The organism is Streptomyces sp. NPDC034111 (assembly GCF_055575375.1).
Map to the genome: position 1 here is coordinate 48,182 of NZ_JBVIST010000013.1, position 24,744 is coordinate 72,925.

The 24,744-nt window shown below is 73.8% G+C and carries 5 protein-coding genes and 1 pseudogene; all 6 read left to right on the top strand.

The genetic code is table 11. The features are described from left to right. Positions 1-20: 20 nt before the first annotated feature. A pseudogene (locus ACZ55A_RS25495) lies at positions 21-8,240 on the top strand (amino acid adenylation domain-containing protein); the annotation flags it as partial. After that, on the top strand, positions 8,237-19,192 hold the full coding sequence (locus tag ACZ55A_RS25500; protein ID WP_468844318.1) for an amino acid adenylation domain-containing protein: 10,956 nt from the start codon (positions 8,237-8,239) through the stop codon (positions 19,190-19,192). The pseudogene ACZ55A_RS25495 and the gene ACZ55A_RS25500, both read left to right, overlap by 4 nt. Before the next feature lie 3 nt (positions 19,193-19,195). Continuing rightward, positions 19,196-20,521, top strand: coding sequence for a serine hydrolase domain-containing protein (locus ACZ55A_RS25505; RefSeq protein WP_468844321.1), 1,326 nt, complete (start codon positions 19,196-19,198; stop codon positions 20,519-20,521). Positions 20,522-20,539: 18 nt separating this feature from the next. Then, positions 20,540-21,862, top strand: coding sequence for an MFS transporter (locus tag ACZ55A_RS25510; RefSeq protein ID WP_468844324.1), 1,323 nt, complete (start codon positions 20,540-20,542; stop codon positions 21,860-21,862). 194 nt (positions 21,863-22,056) lie between these two features. Continuing rightward, a complete protein-coding gene (locus tag ACZ55A_RS25515) occupies positions 22,057-23,238 on the top strand; it encodes an acyltransferase family protein (protein WP_468844326.1) in 1,182 nt (393 codons plus the stop codon). A gap of 117 nt (positions 23,239-23,355) precedes the next feature. Continuing rightward, positions 23,356-24,645: an acyltransferase family protein gene (locus ACZ55A_RS25520; RefSeq protein WP_468844329.1), complete on the top strand. Its 1,290-nt coding sequence runs from the start codon at positions 23,356-23,358 to the stop codon at positions 24,643-24,645. The last annotated feature ends 99 nt before the right edge of the window (positions 24,646-24,744 follow it).

Sequence of the window (24,744 nt, forward strand, 5' to 3'; positions counted from 1 at the left end):
TTTCCATGGGTGAGTGGCGCGATCGCCGCCTGGATGAATTGTTTGCCGAGCAGGCCTTGAGGACACCGGACCGTACCGCGGTGGTCTTCGAGGGCCGGGCGGTGAGTTACCGCGAGCTCGACGCCCGCGCAGACCGCCTCGCCGCCGTGCTGACCGAGCGCGGCGCGGGCCCGGAGCGGTTCATCGCACTGCTGCTGCCCCGCTCCGCCGACCTGGTCGTGGCCATCCTCGCGGTACTGAAGTCCGGTGCGGGGTACGTCCCGATCGACCCGGAGTACCCGGCCGACCGGATCGGCTACATCCTCGGCGACGCGCGCCCGGTGACAACCGTCACCACCGCCGGCATCCGCGACGGCCTGGCCGGGTCGGGCACCGCGCCCGGCACGGACTGGCTGGCCATGGACGACTGGGAGCGGGCGGCGGCCGCGGCGCAGCCGACGTCCGCCCCGTCCGCCGGGCCCGTCCCGCGGTCCCCGGAGAACCCCGCGTACGTCATCTACACCTCCGGCTCGACCGGCCGGCCCAAGGGCGTGGTCGTCCCGCACAGCAATGTGGCGCGGCTGCTGTCCTCCACCGCCCACTGGTACGGCTTCGACGAGCGGGACGTCTGGCCGCTGTTCCACTCCTTCGCCTTCGACGTCTCGGTCTGGGAGATCTGGGGCGCGCTGCTGCACGGCGGAAAGCTGGTGGTCGTCCCGCACGCCACCACCCGCGCCCCCGCCGACTTCCTGCGGCTGCTGGTCGACGAGCGGGTCACCGTCCTCAACCAGACGCCGTCGGCGTTCTACCAGCTGATGGCCGCCGACCGGGAGAACCCCGAGCTCGGCGCCCAACTCGCGCTGCGCTACGTCGTGTTCGCGGGCGAGGCGCTGGACCTCGGCAAGCTCGCCGACTGGTACGAGCGGCATGCGGACGACGCGCCGACGCTGGTCAACATGTACGGCATCACCGAGACGACCGTGCACTCCTCCTTCCTCGCACTGGACCGGGAGGGCGCGGCGAGCGCCGCCGGCAGCGCCATCGGCGTGGCCATCCCCGATCTGACCTTCCACGTCCTCGACGAGGAGCTGCGGCCGGTCCCCGTGGGCGCCGAGGGCGAGCTGTACGTGGCCGGGCCGGGGCTCGCCCGTAACTACGCAGGCCGTCCGGGCCTGACCGCGGAGCGCTTCGTGGCCTGCCCGTTCGGCCCGCCCGGGGCCCGGATGTACCGCTCGGGCGACCTGGTGCGGCCGCTGTCCGACGGCGGCCTGGAGTACCTGCGGCGCAGCGACGACCAGGTCAAGATCCGGGGCTTCCGGATCGAACTGGGCGAGATCTCCCATGCGCTGGCCCAGGACCCGTCGGTCGACCAGGCCGCCGTCGTGGTCCGCGACGAGGAGTCGGGGGAACGCCGGCTGGTGGCGTACGTCGTGCCGTCCGGCACCGGCCGCCCCACCCCGTCCCGGCTGCGCGCCGCGCTGGCCACCCGGCTGCCCGGCTATATGATCCCGACCGCCTTCCACACCATGGCGGCCTTCCCGCTGACCGCCAACGGCAAGCTGGACCGCCGGGCGCTGCCCGCGCCGACCCGCCAGGACAGCGTCGATGCCGCGTACACGGCACCGGAGGGCGCCACCGAGGAGGCGCTGGCCGCCATCTGGCGCGAGGTGCTGGGCGCCGAACAGGTCGGCGCCCAGGACGACTTCTTCGAGCTCGGCGGCGACTCGCTGTCCGTGGTGCGGGTGCTGTCCCGGATGCGGGCCGCGCTGGGGCTGCGGCTGTCGGCCGCGGAGTTCTTCGCCGCCCCCACCGTCCGCGCACTGGCCCGGCACCGCGGGGATACCGCCACCGGCGGGGACGCGCACATACCGGCCGCACCGCGCACCGGCCCGCTGCCGCTGTCCTTCACCCAGCAGCGGTTCTGGCTCTTCCATGAACTCCACCCGGGCGAGGCCGAGTACAACGTGCACGCGGCGCTGCGGCTGCGCGGCCCCCTCGACACCGCGGCGCTGCGCACCGCGCTGGCCGGGCTGATCGCCCGCCATGAGCCGCTGCGCACGACCGTGGTGTCCGAGGACGGCCGCCCCCACGCGGTGATCGCGCCGCCCGAGGGCGGGCCGCTGCCGCTGACCGTCGAGGACCTGTCCGCGCTGGCCGGCGAGGAGCAGGAGGCCGCCCAGCGGCGGCTGCTGGCCGAGGAGACCGCCCGGCCCTTCGACCTGGCCGCCGGGCCGGTGCTGCGGGTGCTGCTGATCCGCCGCAGCGTGCGCGACCACGTCCTGGTGATCGGGGTGCACCACCTCGCCACCGACGGCTGGTCGATGGGCCTGATCGCCGACGAGCTGAGCCTGCGCTACGACGCGGCCCACCGCGGCGTGCCCGTCCAACTGGAGCCACTGCCGGTCCGCTACGGCGACTACGCCGCCTGGCAGCGCACCACCGCGGACGACGGCCGGACGGTGCCGCAGCTCGCCTACTGGCGCGACCGGCTGGCGGGGGTGGCACCGCTGCAACTGCCCACCGACCGGCCCCGGCCCGCGGTGAAGACCTCGGCCGGTGCGGCACACCGCTTCACCCTCGACCGCCGCCTCGTCGCCGGTCTGAAGGAGATCAGCGCCGCGCACGGCGCCACCCTCTTCATGACGCTGACCGCCGCGGTGCAGATCCTGCTGGCGCGCTACTCCGGGCAGCGGGACATCGCCCTGGGCACCGCCGTCTCCGGCCGCGACCACCCCCAGGTCGAGCGGCTGGTCGGCTCGTTCATCAACACCGTGGTGCTGCGCTCCGACGTGCGCGGCGAGCTGCCGTTCGCCGCGTTCCTCGGCGAGGTGCGGGAGACGGTGCTGGGCGCCTTCGCGCACCAGGACGTGCCGTTCGACCATGTCGTGGACGCCCTGGGTGCCGAGCGCGACCCGAGCCGCACCCCGGTGATCCAGGCGATGCTGCTGCTCCAGAACGCCCCCGCGGGCGCCGAGGAGTTCGCCGGGCTGCGCACCGAAACCGTCGCGCTGCCGCGGCCGGCCGCGATCTTCGACCTCACGGTGGAGTTCACCGAGCGGGCCGGTGCGCTGGACGTGATGGTCGAGTACAACACCGACCTGTTCGACGCCACCACCGTCGAACGGCTCTCCGGCCATCTGCGGGTGCTGCTGGACGCCGTCCGTACGGCACCGCAGGCGCAGCTGCACGATCTGCCGCTGCTGCCGGCCGACGAACGCGACACCCTGCTGACGGGCTGGAACGACACCACCACCGCGCTGCCCACGACGCTCGGTGTGCACCGGCAGTTCGCCGAGCAGGCCCGCCGGGCCCCGGACGCACTCGCCGTCACCCACTCCGAAGAGACCCTCACCTACGCCCAGCTCGACACCCGCGCCAATCAGTTGGCGCACTACCTGGCCGCGCTGGGCGTCGGCCGGGGCACGCCCGTCGTGCTGCACCTGGACCGCCGGCCACAGCTGGTGGTGGCGATGCTCGCGGTGCTCAAGGCCGGCGGCGCCTATGTGCCGACCGCGGCGGACACCCCGGCGGCGCGGCTCGGTCAGCTGCTGGAGGAGACCGGCACCCCGGTGGTGCTGAGCTGCGCCCGGCTGGCCGGCCGGCTCCCGGCGACCCGGGCGGCGGTCATCGACCTCGACGCGGCCGCCCCGGACCTCGCCGCCCTGCCCGGGCACGACCCCCAGGTGGCGACCGGTCCCGACGACCTCGCGTACCTCGTCTACACCTCGGGCTCCACCGGCCGGCCCAAGGGCGTTGCGGTGCCGCACAGCGCGCTGACCGACTACTGCGCCTGGCACAACGACGCACTGGACATCGGCCCCGGTGACCGGGCGTCCTCGGTCGTCGGGCTGGCCTTCGATGTGGCGGTCGGCGAGGTGTGGCCGTATCTGTGCGTGGGCGCACGGGTGGACCAGCCCGACCAGGAGACGCTGGACGATCCGACGGCGCTGGTCGAGTGGTTCGCCGCGACCGGCACCACGGTCGCCTATCTGCCGACCCCGCGCATCGAGTCCCTGCTGGACGTACCGGCGATCGCCACCACCCGGCTGCGGACCGTGCTGGTCATCGGCGACTCGCTGCGCCGCCGGCCGCAGCCCGGGCTGCCCTTCACGCTGGTGAACGCCTATGGGCCGGCCGAGGCGACGGTGGCCGCCACCACGGCGGTGGTCGAACCCCTCGGCCCCTCCGCGCCCGCCGGGCTGCCGTCCATCGGCGCTCCGCTGTACAACACCGCCGCCTATGTCCTCGACGACCGGCTGTCCCCGGTCCCCGTCGGGGTGCCCGGTGAGCTGTACCTCGCCGGTGAAGGTCTGGCGCGCGGCTATCACGGCCGCCCCGATCTGACCGCCGAGCGGTTCGTCGGCTGCCCCTTCGGGCCGCCCGGAGCACGGATGTACCGCACCGGTGACATCGTGCGCTGGCTGCCGGACGGCACCCTGGACTTCCTCGGCCGGGCCGACAACCAGGTCAAACTGCGCGGCTACCGCATCGAACTCGGCGAGATCGAGAGTGTGCTGGCCCGCCACCCGGGCATCGCCCAGGTCTTCGTCACGGTCCGCGAGCCCTCCCCGGGACGCCGGTCGCTGGTGGCCTACGTGGTCGCCGACCGGGGTGCCGCGCCGGACCCGCGGGAGCTCGCCGGGCATCTGGCGGCCGCGCTGCCGGAGTACATGGTTCCGTCGGCCTTCGTGCTGCTCGACGCGCTGCCGCTGACCGCGAACGGCAAGATCGACCGGCGGGCGCTGCCCGACCCGGCGCCGGCCGCGGGGGGCGACGCCGCCTATGTCGCGCCCGGCAACGAGGTCGAGGAGGCGCTGGCCGCCATCTGGGCCGAGGTGCTCGACGTCGAACGGGTCGGTATCCACGACAACTTCTTCACCCTGGGCGGCGACTCGATCGCCGGACTCCAGGCCGTCGTACGGGCCCGCCAGGCCGGGCTGCGGATGGCCTCCAGGGACCTCTTCCAGCGGCAGACCATCGCGGCGCTGAGCCCGGTGGTGACGGTGGAGCGGGACGCCGCGGGCGCGGGCCGCGAGGAGGCCGGCCGGGCGTTCGCCCTGAGCGGCCTGGCTGCGGACGGGGTGCAGCGGCTGAACGCGGCCGGCGGCCCGGCCGAGGACGCCTACCCGCTGACGCCGATGCAGAGCGGGCTGCTCTTCCACAACCTGATGGACACCGAACGCGGCCTGTACGTCGAGCACTTCCACTTCGCCCTGGAGGGCATCCGCGAGCCGAAGCTGCTCGCCGAGGCCTGGCAGCGGGTGGCCGACCGCACCCCGGTGCTCCGTACCGACCTGTTCTGGGAGGGGTCGGCCGAACCCCTCCAGGTCGTCCGCTCCGGCGTACGGATCCCGGTGACCTGGCTGGACTGGTCGGAGCTGGACGAGGCCGGGCAGCGCGCGGCGCTGGACCGCTTCGTCGCCGAGGACCGTGCGCGGGGCCTCGATCTGCACACCGCACCGCTGATGCGGCTCGCCCTGGCCCGCCTGGGCGGCGACCGGATCCGGCTGGTGTGGACGTTCCACCATCTGCTGCTGGACGGCTGGAGCGCCATGCAGGTGCTCGCCGAGGTACTGGGTGAGTACGCCGGGCTCGCCGACGGCGTTCCGTACGAGGCGCCGCAGCGGCACGGTTACGCCGAGTTCGTCGCCTGGCTCGCCGCGCAGGACGACGCCGCCGCCGAGACGTACTGGCGCGCGGCGCTCACCGGCCGGGAGTCGCCCACCCCGCTGCCGTACGACCGGCCGCGCAGCGACGCCCACCAGGCCGCCCCGGACGCCGAGCTGGAGGTGCGGCTGCCGGCCGCGGAGACCGCCCGGCTGGGCGACGTGGCCAAGCAGGCCGGCGTCACCCTGAACACCGTGGTGCAGGGCCTGTGGGCGCTGCTGCTCGCCCGGCACAGCGGCGAGCGGGATGTGCTCTTCGGCGCCACGGTCGCCGGCCGGCCCGACGAACTGGCCGGTGCCGCCTGGGTGATCGGACTGTTCATCAACACCCTGCCGGTGCGGGTCGAGGTCGACCCGGACGCCGGTCTGCTGGCCTGGCTGCGCCGCGTCCAGGACGAACAGGCCGAGGCCCGTACCCATGAGCAGGTCTCCCTCGCCCAGGTACAGGGGTGGGCGCCGGAGCGGGCGCACGGCGGACTCTTCGACAGCGTGCTGGCCTTCGAGAACTACCCCGTCGACTTCGGCATCGCCCAGAAGTACGGGCTGCGGCTCGACGCGATCGAGGCCAGCAACACCTCCAACTACCCGCTGAACGCCATCGTCTACGCCCGTGACGAGCTGACCGTGCAGCTGCGCTACGACACCGCGCTCTTCGACACCGGAACGGTGGAGCGGCTGGCCGGGCATCTGCGCACGCTGCTGGCGGAGACCGCCGCGGACCCCGGCCGCCGGGTCGGCGAGCTGCCGATGCTCACCGCGGACGAGCGGCACACCCTCGTGGAGAGCTGGACCGACACCGCCTCGGCGTACCCGGTCGACCGCCGGCTGGACGAAGTCATCGCGGACCGGGCCGCGGCCCGGCCGGACGCCGTGGCCGTGGTCGACGGCGAACGCCGGGTGACATACGGCGAGCTGGACCGGCGGGCCAACCAGCTGGCGCACCATCTGCGGGCCGCGGGGGTGGGCCGGGAGGCGCTGGTGGGCATCGCCGTGGAGCGCGGTGCGGAGGTCGTGGTGGCCATCCTCGGCACGCTCAAGGCGGGCGCCGCGTATGTGCCGCTCGACCCGGAGTTCCCCGCGGAGCGGCTGGCCGCCATGCTGGCCGAGTCCCGGCCCGCGGTCCTGCTCACCCAGGAGCACCTGCTGGCCGCCCTGCCGCCGGCGGACGCCACGGTGGTGTGCCTGGACCGCGATCTGGCGGCCGTCGAGGCGCACCCCGCCACCGCACCGGAGCCCGTCGGCGAGGCGGGTGACCTGGCCTACGTCACCTACACCTCGGGCTCGACAGGGCGTCCCAAGGGCGTGATGGTGGAGCACCGTTCGCTGTTCAACATCGTCACCGAGGCCGTGCGGCTGTACGGTCTCGGCCCGGACAGCCGGATGCTCCAGTTCTACACAATGAGCTTCGACGGCGGCGTCTGGGAGGTCTTCCTGACGCTGGCCTCCGGCGCCACCCTCGTCATCGCCGATCCCGAGGCCCGGCAGAGCCCGGCCCGGCTCACCGAACAGCTGCGCGCCGAGTCGGTCACCGCGCTGACCCTGCCGCCCGCGGTGGCGTCGGTGCTGGATGCGGCGGCGCTGCCCGGCGTACGCAGCCTGGGCCTCGCAGGGGACGTGCTCGCGCCCGAACTCGCCCGTGAATGGGCCCGGGGGCGGCGGCTGTTCAACATCTACGGGCCCAGCGAGGCGACCCTGTCCGTGGCGCTGCACCGCGTCGATCCGCAGGCCACCGAGCGGCGGGTGCCGCTCGGACCGCCGGTGCCCAACACCCGCTTCTATGTGCTCGACGAGCGGCTGGCGGTGGTCCCGGTGGGGGTCACCGGTGAGCTCTACATCGGCGGCGCGGGCCTGGCCCGCGGCTACCTGGACCGCCCCGACCTGACCGCGCAGCGCTTTGTCGCCGACCCGTTCGGCCCGCCCGGAGGCCGGCTCTACCGCACCGGTGACCTGGTGCGCTGGACCCCGCAGGGGCGGCTGGAGTTCGCCGGGCGGGTGGACAACCAGGTCAAGATCCGCGGCTACCGGGTCGAGCCCGCCGAGGTGGAGAGCGCCCTGCTGCAACAGGACGGTGTCGCGGAGGCGGTGGTGATCGCTCGGGACGACGAGACCGGACACAAGCGGCTGGTCGGCTATGTCGTGGCCGAGGAGGGCACCGCCCCGGACACCGCCGCCCTGCTGCGCGCCCTCGCGGACCAACTGCCGGGCTACATGGTGCCCTCGGCGCTGGTCACGCTCCCGGCGCTGCCGCTGGGCCCGACCGGCAAGGTCGACGTACGGGCCCTGCCGGCGCCGGACCCGGCGGGCAGCGGCACCGCAGGACCGGTCGCGCCCCGCACCCCCACCGAGGAGGCCCTGGCCGCCCTCTGGGCGGAACTGCTGGGCCTTGCGCAGGTCGGCGTCGAGGACAACTTCTTCGACCTCGGCGGTGACTCCGTCACCAGCCTGCGTCTGATGTCGCGGATGAGCGGTGCGTTCGGCGTGGAGGTCTCGCCCCGCGACTTCTTCGACGCCCCCACCGTCGCCGCCCTAGCCGAGCGCCTGGAGGACATGATCCTGGCGCAGTTGGAAGAAGCCGTCGGAGGCGGCGCCCTATGACCAGCTCTGAAGCGGACCAGCCCGAGAACCCGACCACCGCCCCGGCGTCGCGCGCCGCGCGCACCGCGGCCCTGCCCGCGCACGTACAGGAGCTGCTGCGCGCCCGGCTCGCCGGCCGGGCCCCGGCGGCGGGCGGCGCGGAGAGCATTCCGCGCCTCGGGCACGAGGGCCCGGTCCCGCTCTCGCCCGCCCAGGAACGCCTCTGGTACCTGTACGAACTCGAACCGGACAGCAACGAGTACAACACCCTGCGCGTGCTGCGGCTGCGCGGCGGCCTCGACCTCGAGGCGCTGGGCGGGGCGCTGGCCGGGGTCGTCGCCCGGCACGGCGCGCTGCGCACCACCTTCGACTCCCGCGACGGGCGGGCGGAGCAGACCGTGCACCCGCCCGTACGGCCCGCGCTGCCGCTCGTCGACCTGTCGGCGGCGGACGAGGACGAGCGGGACGCCGCACTGCGCACCCTGCTGCTGGCGGAGGCCCGGCGCCCCTTCGATCTGCGCCACGGTCCTGTGCTGCGGGCGCAGTTGATCCGGCTGGCCGCCGACGACCACGTCCTGGCGCTGGGCCTGCACCACATCGTCACCGACGGCTGGTCGATGGGTGTACTGCTCGACGAGCTGACCGCCCACTACGCCGCGGCGCTGCGCGGTGAACCGGCCGCGCTGCCCGAACTCCCGGTGCGCTACACCGATGTCGCGGTGTGGCAGCGCGACCGGCTGACCTCGGCACGCCTGGGCGAGGGGCTGGAGTACTGGCGCAGGGAGCTGGCCGGGCTGGCCCCGCTCGACCTGCCGACGACCTGGCAGCGGCCGCCGGTGCGCACCAGCGCCGGCGCACTGCACTCGTTCGAGGTCCCCGCGCAGCTCACCGCCCGCCTCAAGGAGCTGGGCCGGGAGAGCGGCGGCACGCTGTTCATGACGCTGGTCGCCGCGGTCCAGCTGCTGCTGGCGCGCCGGTCGGGGCAGCGGGACCTCGCGGTGGGCACCGCGGCGGCCGGCCGCGGCCGGCCGGAGACCGAGCCGCTGATCGGCTTCTTCGTCAACAATCTGGTGCTGCGGTCCCGGATCGACGAGGACCAGTCCTTCACCGAGCTGCTGCGGGCCGTACGCACCACGGTCCTGGACGCCTTCGCGCACGAGGACGTGCCGTTCCAGCGGGTCGTCGAGGCGCTGCGCCCGGAGCGCGACCCCAGCCGGCCGCCGCTGGCCGAGGTCGCGGTGAATCTGCACAACACCCCGGCCGGGGCGAGCGAGTTGCCGGGGCTGCGGATCGAGGAGGTGCCGCCGCCGGTGGTCACCTCCAGCATGGAGCTCTCCTTCGACTTCACCGAGCGCGACGGCCGGCTCGAAGGCCATCTCACCTACAACACCGACCTGTTCGCCGCGGACGCCGCCGCGCGGATGGCGGCGCAGCTGCTGACCCTGCTGCACAACCTGGCGCTGCGGCCCTCCGTCCCGGTGGCGGAGCTGGCCGTGCTGCCGGCCGCCGAGCACCGCGAGGTCACCGAGGAGTGGCCGCACTCCGGTTCCGGCCGGCCGCCGCGCACCGCGCCGGAGCTGTTCGCCGAGCAGGTCGCCGCCACCCCGGACGCGGCGGCACTGGTGTCCGACGCGGAAGCCCTCAGCTATGCGGAGCTGGATGCCCGCACCAACCGGTGGGCCCGCCTGCTGCTGGCGCGGGGGGCCGGTCCCGAGACGCTGGTGGCGGTGGCGCTGCCGCGCTCCGCGGAGCTGGTCACCGCGATCCTGGCGATCCAGAAGGCCGGTGCGGCGTATCTGCCGCTGGACCCCAGGAACCCCGCGGAACGCAACCGTCTGATGGTCGAGGACGCCCGCCCGCTGCTGGTGGTGACCTCGTCCGGGTTCGACGGCGGCACGGAGTTCGGCGCGCCCGCCCTGCTGCTGGACGACCCCGCGACCCGCACCGCCGCCGACGGTTGCTCCGGTGCCCCGCTGACGGCCGATGAGCTGCGCGGCCCGCTGCTGCCCGGCCACCCGGCGTACGTCATCTACACCTCCGGCTCCACCGGCCGCCCCAAGGGCGTGGTGGTCACCCACGCCGGTGTCCACGGCCTGGTGGCGGCCCAGTCGGCGCACTTCCGTACGGGGCCCGGCGCACGGGTGCTCTCGTTCGCCTCGCTCGGCTTCGACGCGGCCTTCTCCGAGCTGGGGATGGCGCTGCTGTCCGGCGGCGCGCTGGTCGTCGTCGGCCAGGAGCGGATCCTGCCTGGCCAGCCGCTGGCCGAGGTACTGGCGGAGCACCGGGTCACCCATGTGACGCTGCCACCCGGCGCGCTGTCCGCGCTCACCCCGGGGACACTGCCGGAGGACCTGACGCTGATCGTGGCCGGTGAGGCCTGCCCGCCGGCGGTGGCCCGCGCCTGGTCCGCGCACCACCGCATGATCAATGCGTACGGCCCCACCGAGTCCACGGTCTGCGCCAGCATGAGCCGGCCCGTGGACCCGGACGCGGTCGGCGAAGCCGTCCCCATCGGCCGCCCGCTCTCCGGTATCCGGGTCAGCGTCCTGGACGACCGGCTGCGCCCGGTGCCGGCCGGCGTCCCCGGTGAGGTGTACCTCTCCGGCGCGGGCCTGGCCCGCGGCTATCTGGGGCGGCATGCGCTGACCGCGGAACGGTTCGTCGCCGACCCGTACGGCCCGCCGGGCAGCCGGATGTACCGCACCGGCGACCGCGCCCGCTGGCTGCCCGGTGGCGACCTGGACTACCTGGGCCGCACCGACGACCAGGTCAAACTGCGCGGCTTCCGGATCGAACTGGGCGAGGTCGAGGCGGTGCTCTCCCGCCACGACGGTCTCACCGCGGTGGCCGCCGCGGTCCACAAGGACGAGCGGGGCACCCGCCGCCTGGTGGCCTACGCCGTGCCCTCCGGCCCGGCGGACGCCGATTTCACCGCGCGGCTGCGGGAGTTCGCCCGCCGGGCGCTGCCGGAGCACATGGTGCCCTCGGTCTTCGTCGTGCTGGACCGGCTGCCGGAGAACGCCAACGGCAAGGTCGACCGGCGGGCGCTGCCCGCACCCGACCTCGGGCGCGACGGCCACGGCACCCGGGTCGCACCGCGCACCCCGGCGGAGGAGACCCTGGCGCGCATCTGGTCGGAGGTGCTGGGGGTCGACGGCATCGGCGTCGAGGACAACTTCTTCGACCTGGGCGGCGACTCCATCCTCAGCCTCCAGGTGGTGGCCCGGGCCCGGGCCGCCGGACTGCGGGTGACCGCCAAGCAGACCTTCCTGCGGCAGACCATCGCCGATCTCGCCGCCGAGGCCGTCGCGGCGGCCGACCCCGCCCCGCAGGACGCGCCCGACCAGGGCCCGGTCACCGGCGAGGTGCCGCTCACCCCCATCCAGCACTGGTTCTTCGACACCCTGGGCGACAGCCTGGAGCAGTTCAACCAGTCGCTGTACCTGGAGCTGGGCGAGGAGCCCGACCACGAGGCGCTGCGCGCGGCGCTGACCGCACTGACCGCACAGCACGACGCGCTGCGGCTGCGCGCCGGGTCCGACGGCGGACGGTGGCGGCTGCACCACGCCGCCGCCGAGACCGGTGAACTCCTCGTCCACGTCGATCTGTCCGGTGCCTCGCCCGAGGCGCAGGACGCCGCGATGGCGGGCGACATCGACGCCGCCCAGCGCGGATTCGACCTGGCCGCGGGGCCGTTGCTGCGCGCCCGGCTGTTCACCCTGGGCGGCTCCCGGCCGCCGCGGCTGTACCTCGTCGCGCACCACCTCGTCGTCGACGGGATGTCCTGGCGCATCCTGCTGGCGGACCTGGAGACCGGCTACCGCCAGGCCGCGGCCGGCCGGCCGGTCGACCTGGGCCCCCGGACCACCTCGTTCCGCGACTGGTCGCGCCGGCTGAGCCGGCATGTCGCCGAGGGCGGCCTGGACGACGAACTCCCCTACTGGGCGGGCGTACAGCAGGCGGCGCGGGAGGCCGCCCCGCTGCCGGTCGACGAGGAAGCGGGCGAGAACACCGCCGGATCGGCCCGTACGGTCTCCGTACGGCTCTCCGGGGCGGCCACCGACGCGCTGCTGCGGCAGGTGCCCGAGGCCTACCGCACCCAGATCAACGACGTGCTGCTCAGCGCGCTGGGCCGGGTCCTGGCCGACTGGACGGGCGACGACCGGGTGCTGGTGGCCCTGGAGGGCCACGGCCGGGAGCAGCTCTTCGACGACGTCGATCTCAGCCGCACCGTCGGCTGGTTCACCACCGTCTTCCCGGTCGCCCTGCGGCTGCCGGACGGGCGGGACTGGGGAGCGGTCCTCAAGAGCGTCAAGGAACAGCTGCGGGCGGTGCCGCGCAACGGCCTGGGCCACGGCGCACTGCGCCACCTCGCCGGGCCCCCCACCCCGCTCGACGAGGGACCGGAACCCGAGGTCAGCTTCAACTACCTCGGCCGGCTGGAGGCGTCGGCCGGCCCCGGCGGGCTGGCCAGGGCGCTGCTGGACAGCGCGGGCGCCGAGCGGGCCGAGCGCCAGCGCCGGGCCCAGCTGCTGGAGATCAACGGCCAGGTGACCGGCGGCCGGCTGGAGTTCCACTGGACGTACTCGGCGGCCCGGCACCGCCCGGAGACCGTCGAACGGCTGGCCGCGGACTTCATGGCCGCGCTGGAGGCGATCGTGGCGCACTGCGCCGCGCCCACCTCCGGCGGGGCCACCCCGTCCGACTTCCCGCTGGCCGCCCTCGACCAGGCCACCGTGGACCGGATAGCCGGCGACGGCCGCACGGTCGAGGACATCTACCCGCTCACGCCGATGCAGAGCGGCATGCTCTTCCATGCGCTGAGCGAGGCCGGACGCGACCCGTACACCGGGCACTTCGGCGTCCGGATCGACGGGGTCGGCGATCCGGAGGCGCTGGCCGCGGCCTGGCAGCAGGTCGTCGACCGGACCCCCGCGCTGCGCACCGCCATCGTCTGGCAGGACGTCGCCGAACCGCTTCAGGTGGTGCACTCCAGCGCCCAAGTGCCGGTCACCCACCACGATCTGCGGTCGCTGGCCGGGCCCGAGCGGCAGGCCGCCCTGGACCGGCTGTGGGAGCGGCGCACCGACACCGTCATCGATCTCGCGACGGCGCCCGCACTGCGGCTGACCCTGGCCCGGCTGAGCGACACCGCGGTGCAGATGTACTGGACCTCGCACCACATCCTGATGGACGGCTGGAGCTTCGCCGGGCTGCTGTCGGAGGTGTGCGCGCGCTACGCCGCCCTGACCGGCGGCCCGCAGCCGACCGTCCCGGCCCGCCGTCCGTACCGCGACTATGTGCGCTGGCTGGCCGAACAGGACCAGGACGCCGCCGAGGCGCACTGGCGGTCGGTGGTCGACGGCTTCACCGTGCCGACGCCGCTGCCCTACGACCGGCAGCCGGTCAAGGCGCACGGCACCCGCTCCTCCCGTGAGGTGCAGTTGCGGCTGTCCGCAACGCGCTCCGGCCGGCTGGCCGAGGCCGCCCGGGCGGCCCGGCTGACCGTGAACACCCTGGTCCAGGGCGCCTGGGCGGTCCTCCTGGCGCGCTACGGCGGCACCGACGACGTCTGCTTCGGCACCACCGTCTCCGGCCGGCCCGCCACCCTGCCCGGCGCCGAGTCGATGGCCGGGCTGTTCATCAACACCGTTCCGGTACGCGCCAGGATCGACGGCACACCGACCGTCGAGTGGCTGCGGCGCCTCCAGGGCGAAGCGCTCGACTCGCGGCAGTACGAGCATGTCTCGCTGGCGCAGATCCAGCGCTGGAGCGGCGTACCGGCGGGCACCAACCTCTTCGACAGCATCGTCGTCTTCGAGAACTACCCCTACGACGGTGACGCCGCTGCCGCGTACGGCCTCGGCCTGGGCACGTTCCAGGGCGACGAGGTCACCAACTACGCGCTCACCCTGACCGCGTACGCGGCCGACGAGCTGCATCTGAACCTGGGCTACGACCCGGACCTGTTCGACGAGGCGACCGTTACGCGGATGGCGGGACATCTGGCGACGCTGCTCGACGGCATCGCCACCGCGCCCGGCACCCCGGTCGACGACCTTCCGCTGCTCGACGCGGCGGAGCGCGAGCGCCTGCTCGTGGAGTGGAACGACACCGCCGCCGGCTTCCCGCCGCCCCGGCTGATCCATGAGCTCTTCGCCGAGCGGGCCGCCCGGACCCCGGACGCGGTCGCGGTGCGGGACGCCGAACGGCAGCTGACCTTCGCCGGACTGGAGGCCCGCGCCAACCAGCTGGCCCACCACCTCGTCACGCTGGGGGTGGGGCCCGGCACCCTCGTCGGGGTGTGCGCGGACCGCGGGGTGGACGCCGTGGTGGCGCTGCTGGGCGTGCTGCGGGCCGGTGGCGCCTTCGTGCCGCTGGACCCCGCCTATCCGGCGGAGCGGCTGCGGGTGATGCTGGAGGACGCCGCGGTGCCGGTCGTGGTGACCGAGGAGCGGCTGCTCGACCGGGTGGCCGGACACGACGCGGCCGTCGTCTGCCTGGACCGCGAACTGCCGGTGCCGGCGCAGCTGCCGTACGGCCCGCCGCGGACCACCGCGACACCGGAGGACCTGGCGTACGTCGTCTACACGTCGGGCACCACCGGGCGCCCCAAGGGCGTGATGGTCGAGCACCGGCATGTGCACCACATGGTGCACGCCTGGGACCGGCGCTACGGGCTGGCCGCGTTGCGGCCGCGGGCACTGTCGGTCTCCAGCATCTCCGTCGACCTGTTCTTCAGCGACTTCCTGCTCTCCGCCCTCTTCGGCGGCACGATGGTGATCTGTCCGCAGGACGCCGTCGCCGACCAGGTGGCGCTGACCGACCTGCTGCTGGAGAGCCGGGCCCAGCTGATGGTGACGGTGCCGACGCTGGCCCGTGCGGTGGTCGCCGAGCTCACCTGGCGCGGGGTCACGCCCGACGACCTGAAGGTGCTGATGGTCGGCTCGGAAGGCTGGCCCGCCGATGCCGCCGCCGAGATCCACGACGGGCTCGCACCGGGAACGGTGCTGGTCAACGCCTACGGTTCGACCGAGACCACGGTCGACTCCACGGTCTTCCAGCTCGGCCGCGACCCGCTCGGCGAGGCCGCGTTCGTCCCGGTCGGCCGGCCGCTCGCCAACACCCGGATCTACGTACTGGACGCCCGGATGCGCCCGGTGCCCACCGGCGTCACCGGCGAGTGCTACATCGGCGGGGACGGCGTCTCCCGCGGCTACCTGGGCCGCCCTGAGCTGACCGCCGAGCGGTTCCTCGACGACCCGTTCGCGCCGGAGCCGGGCGCCCGGATGTACCGCACCGGCGACCTGGTGCGCTGGCGCGCCGACGGCAATCTGGAGTGCCTGGGCCGGGTCGACGACCAGGTCAAGATCCGCGGCTTCCGGGTCGAACTCGGCGAGGTGGAGGCCGCGTTGGCCCGCCACCCCGCGGTCGCCTCGGCAGCCGCCGCGGTCCGCAAGGACGACGGCGGCCCGGCCCGCCTGGTGGGCTATGTCGTGCCCGCCGCCGGCCGGACCCCCGACCCCGGCGAGCTGCGGGCCTTCGCGGCCGAACGGCTGCCCGCGCCCGCCGTCCCCACCGCGTACGTGGTGCTGGACGCGCTGCCGATGACGCCGAGCGGCACCGTCGCCCGGCGGGCCCTGCCCGCCCCGGCCGGGGCACAGGACCCGGCCCGGCCGTACGCCCCGCCGGCCAGCGGCACCGAGCTGGTGCTCTGCGGCATCTGGCAGGAGGTGCTGGGCGTCGAACGGGTCGGGGTGCACGACAACTTCTTCGAGCTGGGCGGCGACTCGATCCTCAGCATCCGGGTCATCTCCCGGATCCGGGCCGCGCTGGGGCTCGCCCCCTCGCCCCGCCAGCTCTTCGACACCCCGACGGTGGCCGCGCTCGCCGCGGTCCTGGGCCAGGACGCCCCCTCGGCCGCCGCCGGTGCGCCGCTGGAGCCGGCCGACCGCGGCGCACCGCTGCCGCTGTCGTCCGCCCAGCAACGGCAGTGGTTCCTGCACAACTTCGAGCCGGACAGCAGCGAGTACCACATCGTCACCGGGCTGCGGCTCGACGGCGACCTGGACACCGCGGCGCTCCAGCGGGCGCTGACCGGTCTCGTCGCCCGCCATGAGGCGCTGCGCACCACCTATGCGGCCACCGAAGGCGGCGCGGAGCAGATCGTGCACCCCGCGGGCGAGGTGGCCCTGGCCCGTACGGACCTGTCCGAGGTGCCCGGGGAACAGCGCGACGATGTGCTGCGCAGCCATGTCGAACGGGCCGCGGCCCGGCCCTTCAGCCTCACCGAGGGGCCGGTCCTGCGCGCCGAACTGTTCCGGCTCGGCGCCCGCGACCATCTGCTGCTGCTGGTCATCCACCACATCGCCACCGACGGCGGCTCGATGGCGGTGCTCCGCGAAGAGCTCGGCGTCCTCTACGCCGCGGCGCTGGACGGGCTGCCGCCCGCCCTCCCGCAGCTCCCGGTCGCCTACGCCGACTACGCGGCCTGGCAGCGCAGGATGCTGTCCGGACCGGCACTGGACGGCCATCTCGCCTACTGGCGGGAGAAGTTGGCGGGGGTCCGCCCGCTGGAGCTGCCCACCGACCGGCCCCGTCCCGCGGTCCGCAGCTCCGCGGGCCGGTTGCTGCTGACCGAGGTCGAGCCGCGGGTGGCGGCCGGCCTCAAGGAGCTGGCCCGCCGCCATGACGCCACGCTGTTCATGGTGCTCACCGCGGCGGTCCAGCTGCTGCTGGCCCGCTGGACGGGACAGCCGGACATCGTCGTCGGCACCCCGTCGGCGGGCCGCGGCCGGCAGGAACTCGAAGGGCTCGTCGGGCTGTTCGTCAATACGGTCGCGGTGCGCTCGAACGTCGACCGGAACCGGACCTTCGGCGAACTCCTCGGCGCGGTGCGCGGCACCGTCCTGGAGGCGTTCGAGCACGAGGAGGTGCCCTTCGACCGGCTGATCGAGGTGCTGCGGCCGCGCCGCGACCCCAGCCGCAACGCCCTGGTCGAGGTGTTCGTCGGGCTGGAGACGGACCGGTCGGCGCCGCCCGCGCTGCCCGGGCTGACCGTGACCGAGGTCCCGTTCGTCAGCGGGGAGGTCAGCCATGACCTCAGCTTCGACTTCGTCGACGGGCCGGACGGTCTGCGGGCGGCGATCGGCTACAGCACCGCTCTGTTCGACCCCGGCACCGTCGAGCGGCTGGCCGGCCGGTTGCAGGCGCTGCTCGCCGCGGTTCTGGAGGACCACCGCGCGCTCGCCGACCTGGCACCGGCGGACGAGGCGGAAGCGGCGGACGCACGGCGGACGGCGGAGCTGCGGGCGGCCGGACCGGCCGACGACCCGGACGAGGACGAGGCGCCGGCCGCGTACCGCGCACCGGACACCGACGCCGAACGGGCGCTGGCGGAGATCTGGGCCGCCGTGCTGGGCGTGCCACAGGTCGGCACCGACGACAACTTCTTCCAGCTGGGCGGCGACTCCCTGCTGAGCATCCAGGCGGTCCAGCGCATGCGCCGGGCCGGCCTCGCGGTGACCACGAAGGATCTGTTCGTCCACCAGAGCATCCGGCCGCTGGCTGCGCTCGTCGAGGAACGGGCCGCCGTACAGCCGGAGGCGGCGGCGCCGGCCCCGGTCGCGTACGACGGCGGCACCGGCGGGGAGATACCGCTGACGCCCGTCCAGCGCGACTACTTCGCCGCCGGGCCGCTGGCCCCGCACCACTTCACCCAGTCGGTCTTCGTCGAGCTCCGCGCGGACCTCGACGAGGGGGCGCTGCGCACCGCGCTGACCGCGCTGCTCGGCCACCACGAGGCGCTGCGCCACCGCTTCGTCCACGAGGACGGCGCGTGGCGGCAGTACGCCACTCCCCCGCGGCCGCTGGACGTGCTGCGCCGGCACGACCTGTCCCGGGTTCCCCCGCAGCAGCGGGCCGCCGCGATGGACGAGCTGGCCGCCGCGGCGGATGCCGGTCTCGACCTGGCGGCCGGTCCGCAGGTCGCCGCCCTGCTGTTCACCTTCGGGCCCGGGGAGCGTCCCGCGCTGTTCCTGACCGCCCACCACCTCGTCGTCGACGGTGTCTCCTGGCGGATCCTGCTGACGGACCTGGAAGCCGGCTACACCCAGGCCCGCGACGGCAAACCGGTGTTCCTGGGCGCCCCCGGCACCTCGTTCGGGCAGTGGGCCCACCGGCTCGCCCGGCACGTCGCCGACGGCGGACTCGACGGGCAGACCGGCTACTGGCAGGAGCTGCCGCCGGGTACCGAGGTCCCCCGCGACGGCGCGGGCCCCGCGGTGGTGGAGTCCGTGCAGACCGTCACGGTGGAGCTGGCCGAGGACCTCAGCGAGGTGCTGCTGCGCCGGTCCGCCGGGGTGTTCCGCACTCGCTTCCACGAGGTGCTGTACGCCGCGCTGGCCGGTGTGCTGGCCCGCTGGACGGGCGAGCGGCGGGTCGTCTTCGACACCGAGGGACACGGCAGGGAAGAGCTCTTCGACGACCTCGATCTCTCCCGGACCGTCGGCTGGTTCACCACGGAGTACCCCGTCGCCCTCGACGTGGGCGAGGGCACGGAGGACTGGCCCGCGCTCATCAGGTCGGTGCGCCGGCAGCTGCGCTCGCTGCCCGGGAACGGCTTCGGCTACGGGGCGCTGCGCCGGCTGAGCCCGGACGGCACCCCGGGTGCCGCGCTCGCCGGACGTACCCCGGCCGCGGTGGTGTTCAACTACCACGGTCAGGCCGACGACGCACAGCGCGCCGAGGAGAGCGCGCTCTACCACGCGTTCGGCGACCCGATCGGCCGTGAGCAGCGGCCCGACGAGCTGACCGGGCACCCGGTGGAGGTGGTCGGCGCCGTACGGGCCGGCCGGCTCCGCTTCACCTGGTACTTCTCACGCAATGTGCACCACAGGGCCACCATCGACAAGGTGGCCGAGGACTTCGCCGACGCGCTGCGCACCATCGCCCGGCATCTATCGGAGCGGTGAGCCATGGACCACGACAGTCTGCACAGCCTTCTGGCCGAACTGGCCGCCCGCCACCGGGTGCCCGGCGCCCAGCTCGCCGTCCTCCGCGACGGGGAGCGGTTTGTGGTCCACACGGGCGTGGCCGACACCGGCTCCGGTGCCCCCGTCGAGCAGGGGACAGCGTTCCCGGTCGGCTCGCTGACCAAGCCGTTCACCGCCGCCCTGGCGATGATCCTGGTGGCCGACGGGGATGTCGATCTCGACGAGCCGCTGGACGAACAGCTGCCGGAGTTCGGCGCGGGCGTGCTGGTCACCCTCCGGCAGCTGCTCAGCCACACCGCGGGCCTGCCCTCCGACGTGCCGGAGGGCACGGCCGGGGAGGGCGGGGACCGCGCCGCGTGGGTGGCCAGGCACTGCCGTGCCGAGGATCTGACGCATCCGCCGGGGACGGTCTTCTCGTACTCCAACATCGGCTATGTCGTCGTGGGCCGGCTCATCGAGGCGGTGACCGGGATGACCTGGCAGGAGGCGATCAGCGCGGTCCTGCTCGAACCTCTGGGCATCCGGCCCGCGTTCGTCGTCGGGCCGGAGCGCCCCGGCCGCCCGGTGGCCGCCGGGCACGCCGTCCAGGCGGCCCGCGACCGGATCGTGCCGATGGACCGGCAGGACCTGCCCGAGGTCGAGATGCCCAACGGTGCGCTGGCGCTGAGCGCCGAGGACCTGCTGGCGTTCGCCCGGCTGTACTTCGCCGGCTGCCCGGACCCCGATCCGCTGGACCGGGCGACCGCCGACGACATGTGCTTCGACCAGCTCGCCTCGGTCCCCGTCGGGCCGTACGGCATGGCCGACGGCTGGGGCCTGGGCTGGGCCAGGTTCGACGACGGGGCGGCGGATGTCTACGGACACAACGGCACCGGCGACGGCACCTCCTGCCATCTGCGGTTCGACCCGGTCAACGGCACCGCGGTCGCGCTGACCACGAACGCCAACACCGGCGGGCAGCTCTGGGACGACCTGGTGCCCCGGCTGCGGGCGCTGGGGCTGGCCGTCGGCGACCGTACGGAGCCCGGGCCACCGCCCGGCGCCGCACGGCCGGCGGTCCCGGACGGCGCGCTGGGCCGCTACACCAACGGCGACACCGAGTTCGAGGTGCGGCGCGGGGACGACGGCGGGCTGCTGCTGAGCTTCGGCGGGGCGCCGCACGCGGAGCTGCTGTGCACGCCCGATCTGCGGTTCACCATGCGGGAGCTGGGCAGCGGGGCCCGCTCCCCGGGCCGGTTCGTCACCGCCCCGGGGAGCGGGCGGATCGACTACCTCCAGATCACCGGGCGTCTCGCCCCCCGAGCCTGAGACAGGGACGGCCCCCGGATGACCACGGCCCCCACGGACACCGCACCGGCACCCGCAGCACCCCCCGTCCCCCTGTCCCGCAACCGCCACTACAACATCCTGTGGTCCAGCCAGTTGATGTCCGAACTGGCCATGGAAGTGGCCGCGGTGGCCGTCCCGCTGCTGATCCTCGCCCGGCACGGCTCACCGCTCCAACTGGGGCTGGCCTCCTCGGCGATGGCCGCCGCGCACATGGTCTCGGTGGTGCCGGCCGGAGTGCTCGCCGACCGCTGGGACCGCCGCAGACTGATGCTGGGCTGCCAGCTGCTGCGGGTGCTGGGGATGGCGAGCCTGGCCGGCGCGCTGCTGCTGGACCGCTACGCGTTCTGGCACGTCCTGCTGGTCGTCGTCCTGGAGGGCTTCCTCGGCTCGGTCTTCGACCCGGCCGAACACGCGGCGCTGCCCCAGGTGGTGCCCCCCGGCCAACTCTCCACAGCAGTGGCCCGCAACGCCGCACGCCCCTATATAGCCACCCTCCTCGGGCCGGGCGTCGCGGGTTTTCTGTTCGCGGCGCTGCCGCTCGCGCCGTTCGTGGTCAATGCGGTGATGTTCACGCTGTCGTCGGTGGCGCTGCTCTTCCTCCGGCTGCCCCGCGGGCGGGCCGTCGGTGCCGTGGCGGAGCACGGGCCGGACGGGGACGGCGGGGACCGGCACGACGAGGGCGACGCGGACGGCCGGGGCGGCCCCGTACGGGACGCGCTGGCCGGGTTCCGCTGGGTGCTGGGGCAGCCGGTGATCCGTACGACGATGGCCTGGATGATGGTCACCAACCTGGTCTTCAGCGCACTGCTGATCGTGCTGCTCGCGCTCTCCGGCGAGGACCGGGTCGGCGCCGGCGAGCTGGGCCTGACGATGGCCTGCTTCGGGGCCGGCGGACTGCTCGGCGGCCTGTTCGCCGCCCGTCTGCACGCCGCCGCCCGGCCGCCGCTCATCATCCTCGGCTTCACCTGGACCGCGGCCCTGGCCTCCGCCCTGATGGCGGTGGTGCCCACCGGTCTGCCCCAGGGGGCACTGCTGGGCCTCATGGCCTTCTTCGCCCCGCTCGCCAACACCACGGTGCTGACCTACCAGTTGACCCTCACCCCGGACGATCTGCGGGGCCGGATGAGCGGCGTCGCCGGGTTCTGCTCCGGCGGCGCCGGCGTCCTGGGCCCCGCCCTCGGCGGCGTCCTGACCGGCGCGGCCGGCGGCGGCGTCACCCCCGTACTCATCTGCGCCGGCTGCCTGCTCCTGGTCGCGCTGGCGGCGACCGCCAGTCCCACACTGCGGCGGTTCCCCCACACCGCGCCCCGGGAGCCCTGACCGGCGCGCCGGGTGCGGCGGAGGACCAACTTGACTCCACGGTAAAGGTCATAGCCCCACTGCGGGAGTTACCGCGATGCTCGGAGATCACCAACTGGAGATTTCCGCGCGACCTCGGTGCGGGGTCCGGGCCGGTCCGACGGACGCGTCCCGGCCGTTGCGGCGGTGTGCCGCGCGGCCGGCGAAGGGTCCCCATGCAGACCACCCCCCACACACCGCGCCAGACACCGCCGACCCCGAATCTGCGGTCGCTGACCGGGTTACGGTTCCTGGCCTTGTTACCGGTGTTCCTCACCCATGCCGCGTTCGAGGGCGTCTTCACCGACCCGAGGACCAGCTGGGGCTTCCTCGACGCGATGGGCTCCACCGGCTACGCCGCGGTGTCGTTCTTCTTCGTGCTGAGCGGCTTCGTGATCACCTGGTCGTACCGGTCCACCGACACCACCCGTCGGTTCTGGCGCCGGCGGGCGTTCCGGGTCTTCCCCAACCACCTCGTGGCCTATGTGTTCGCGGTGGCCCTGATGCTCGCGGCGGGCACCGCCTTCGACGCACCCGGCATGATCGCCCAGCTGTTCCTGGTGCACGCCTGGGTGCCGGATCCCCTGTTCATCGACACCGGCAACACCGTGACCTGGTCCCTCGGGGCCGATGTGGCGTTCTATGCGCTCTTCCCTGTGCTGCTCGTCCTGGTGAACAAGATCAGGCCAACCCGCCTGTGGTACTGGGCCGGTGCGGTGGTGCTCATGGTGATCGCCATACCGACGGTGGCGCTGACCGTGCTCCCGGACACCCCGGCCATGCCGGTGGGCGGGGTCTCCCGCAGCCAGTACTGGTTCACCTACTTCTTCCCGCTCTCCCGTGCCGTGGAGTGCGTGCTGGGCATGCTGGTCGCGCGGATCGTGCGCAGCGGCCGGTGGATCGGGCTGCGGGTGCTGCCCGCCGCGGCCCTGGTGGTTGCCGGGTACGTCGTCGCCCAGCAGCTGCCCTTCCTCTACCGGCTGAGCGCGGTGCTGGTCGTACCGCTCGCGCTGCTGACCGCCTCCCTGGCGGTGGCGGACGCCGAGCGCGGCGGCACCTTCCTGGGCAGCAGGGTCATGGTGTGGCTCGGTGAACTCTCCTTCGCCTTCTACCTCGTGCACCAGGTGATCCTGGCCTACGGGCATGTCTTGATCAGCCCGCGCGGCGCCGAGGGCGAGGTGCTGCCGCGCACCTGGGGTACGGCGGGCGGCATCGCGGTGATCGCCGCCTCGTTCGTGGTGTCGCTGGCGCTGGCGTGGCTGCTGCACAACGGCGTGGAGAAGCCGGTGATGCGCCGCTGGTCCCGTCCCCGGCGCACCGTCGCCCCGCAGCCGCCCGCCAAGGTGCCCGCAACTTAGCTGCGAAGTGAAACGTGTGGAGTACGCGAAAGGTCTCGGCCAAAATCCGCACAACGGGGGAGCAAGGCTGACCGCTGCCAGAGGTCCGCGCGCCAGGCCTGACGAGGGGGCCTGGCCGTGGGGTCCGGTGCCGGCGACCGCACCCGGGTCATCCAACAGCAGACGGTGGTGCGGCCGCCGTTGCAGTGCACCGTCGTCCCGCACCGCCTGTCGCCCATCTGGCGAGAGGTCCGCATGCAGACAAGACAATCCAACCCGAACCTCAGATCCCTGACCGGTCTGCGCTTCGTGGCCATGCTGCCGGTGTTCCTCACCCATGCGGCGTTCGAGGGGGTCTTCACCGACGCGAAGGTGAGCTGGGGCTTCCTCGAAGCGATGGGGAGCACCGGCTACATGGCCGTCTCCTTCTTCTTCGTGCTCAGCGGCTTCGTGATCACGTGGTCGTACCGGCCCACGGACACCGCGCGCAAGTTCTGGCGCCGGCGCTTCTTCCGGGTCTTCCCCAACCACGTCGTGACCTATGTGCTCGCCCTCGTACTGATCGCATCGGTCGGGCTGAGCGTGGGTGTACTGCCCTCGGTCACCCAGCTCTTCCTCGTGCAGTCCTGGGTGCCCGACCCGGTGTTCACCGACACCGGCAACAGCGTCAGCTGGTCGCTCGCGGTGGACGTGGTGTTCTACGCGCTGTTCCCGGCGCTGCTCGTCCTGGTCAACAAGATCAAGCCGGGCCGCCTGTGGTTCTGGGTGGGCGGCGCGACGCTCGGCGTCGTCGCCGTGCCCGCGATCGCGCTCGCCGTGCTGCCGGACACCCCGCAGATGCCGCTCGGCGGGGTGTCCGTCAGCCAGTACTGGTTCGCGTACTTCTTCCCGCTGTTCCGGCTGCTGGAGTGCCTGCTCGGCATGCTGATGGCGCGCATCGTGCTCAGCGGCAAGTGGATACGCCTGCCGGTGCTGCCCGCCGCCCTGCTCGTGGTGCTCGCGTACTGGGCCGCCCAGCAGGTGCCGTACCTGTACCGGCTGAGCGCGGTGACGGTGCTGCCGGTCGCCCTGCTGACCGCGGCGGCCGCGGTGGCCGACGCCGAGGGCCGCGGTACGCCCCTGGGCAGCAAGGTCATGGTCTGGTTCGGCGAACTCTCCTTCGCCTTCTACCTGCTGCACAACCTGGTGCTGAAGTACGGCCATCTGCTCCTCGGCCACACCGAGGAGGACGGCGAGCTGGTGGGCCACACCTGGAGCGTGCCCACCGGCATCGCGCTGATAGCCGCCGGCTTCGCGGTGTCCCTGCTGCTGGCGTGGCTGCTGCACAACGGTGTGGAGAAGCCGGCGATGCGCCGCTGGTCGCGGGCCAGGACGGCCCCTGTGACTGAAGTGACCAGTGAGTTCCGTGTGAAGGACGGGGCAATTTAGCTGGGAAGTAAAGGTTATGGAACACCCGCGCGAAACCGGCAAAGATCTCACTGACCAGGCGTTCGGCACCGGATTCGACCAATCAGGTGCCCTATCTGG

Coding starts and splice junctions, on each gene's coding strand:
- ACZ55A_RS25515 (WP_468844326.1), top strand. CDS start 22,057: ATGCAGACCACCCCCCACACACCGCGCCAGACACCGCCGACCCCGAAT.
- ACZ55A_RS25505 (WP_468844321.1), top strand. CDS start 19,196: ATGGACCACGACAGTCTGCACAGCCTTCTGGCCGAACTGGCCGCCCGC.
- ACZ55A_RS25500 (WP_468844318.1), top strand. CDS start 8,237: ATGACCAGCTCTGAAGCGGACCAGCCCGAGAACCCGACCACCGCCCCG.
- ACZ55A_RS25510 (WP_468844324.1), top strand. CDS start 20,540: ATGACCACGGCCCCCACGGACACCGCACCGGCACCCGCAGCACCCCCC.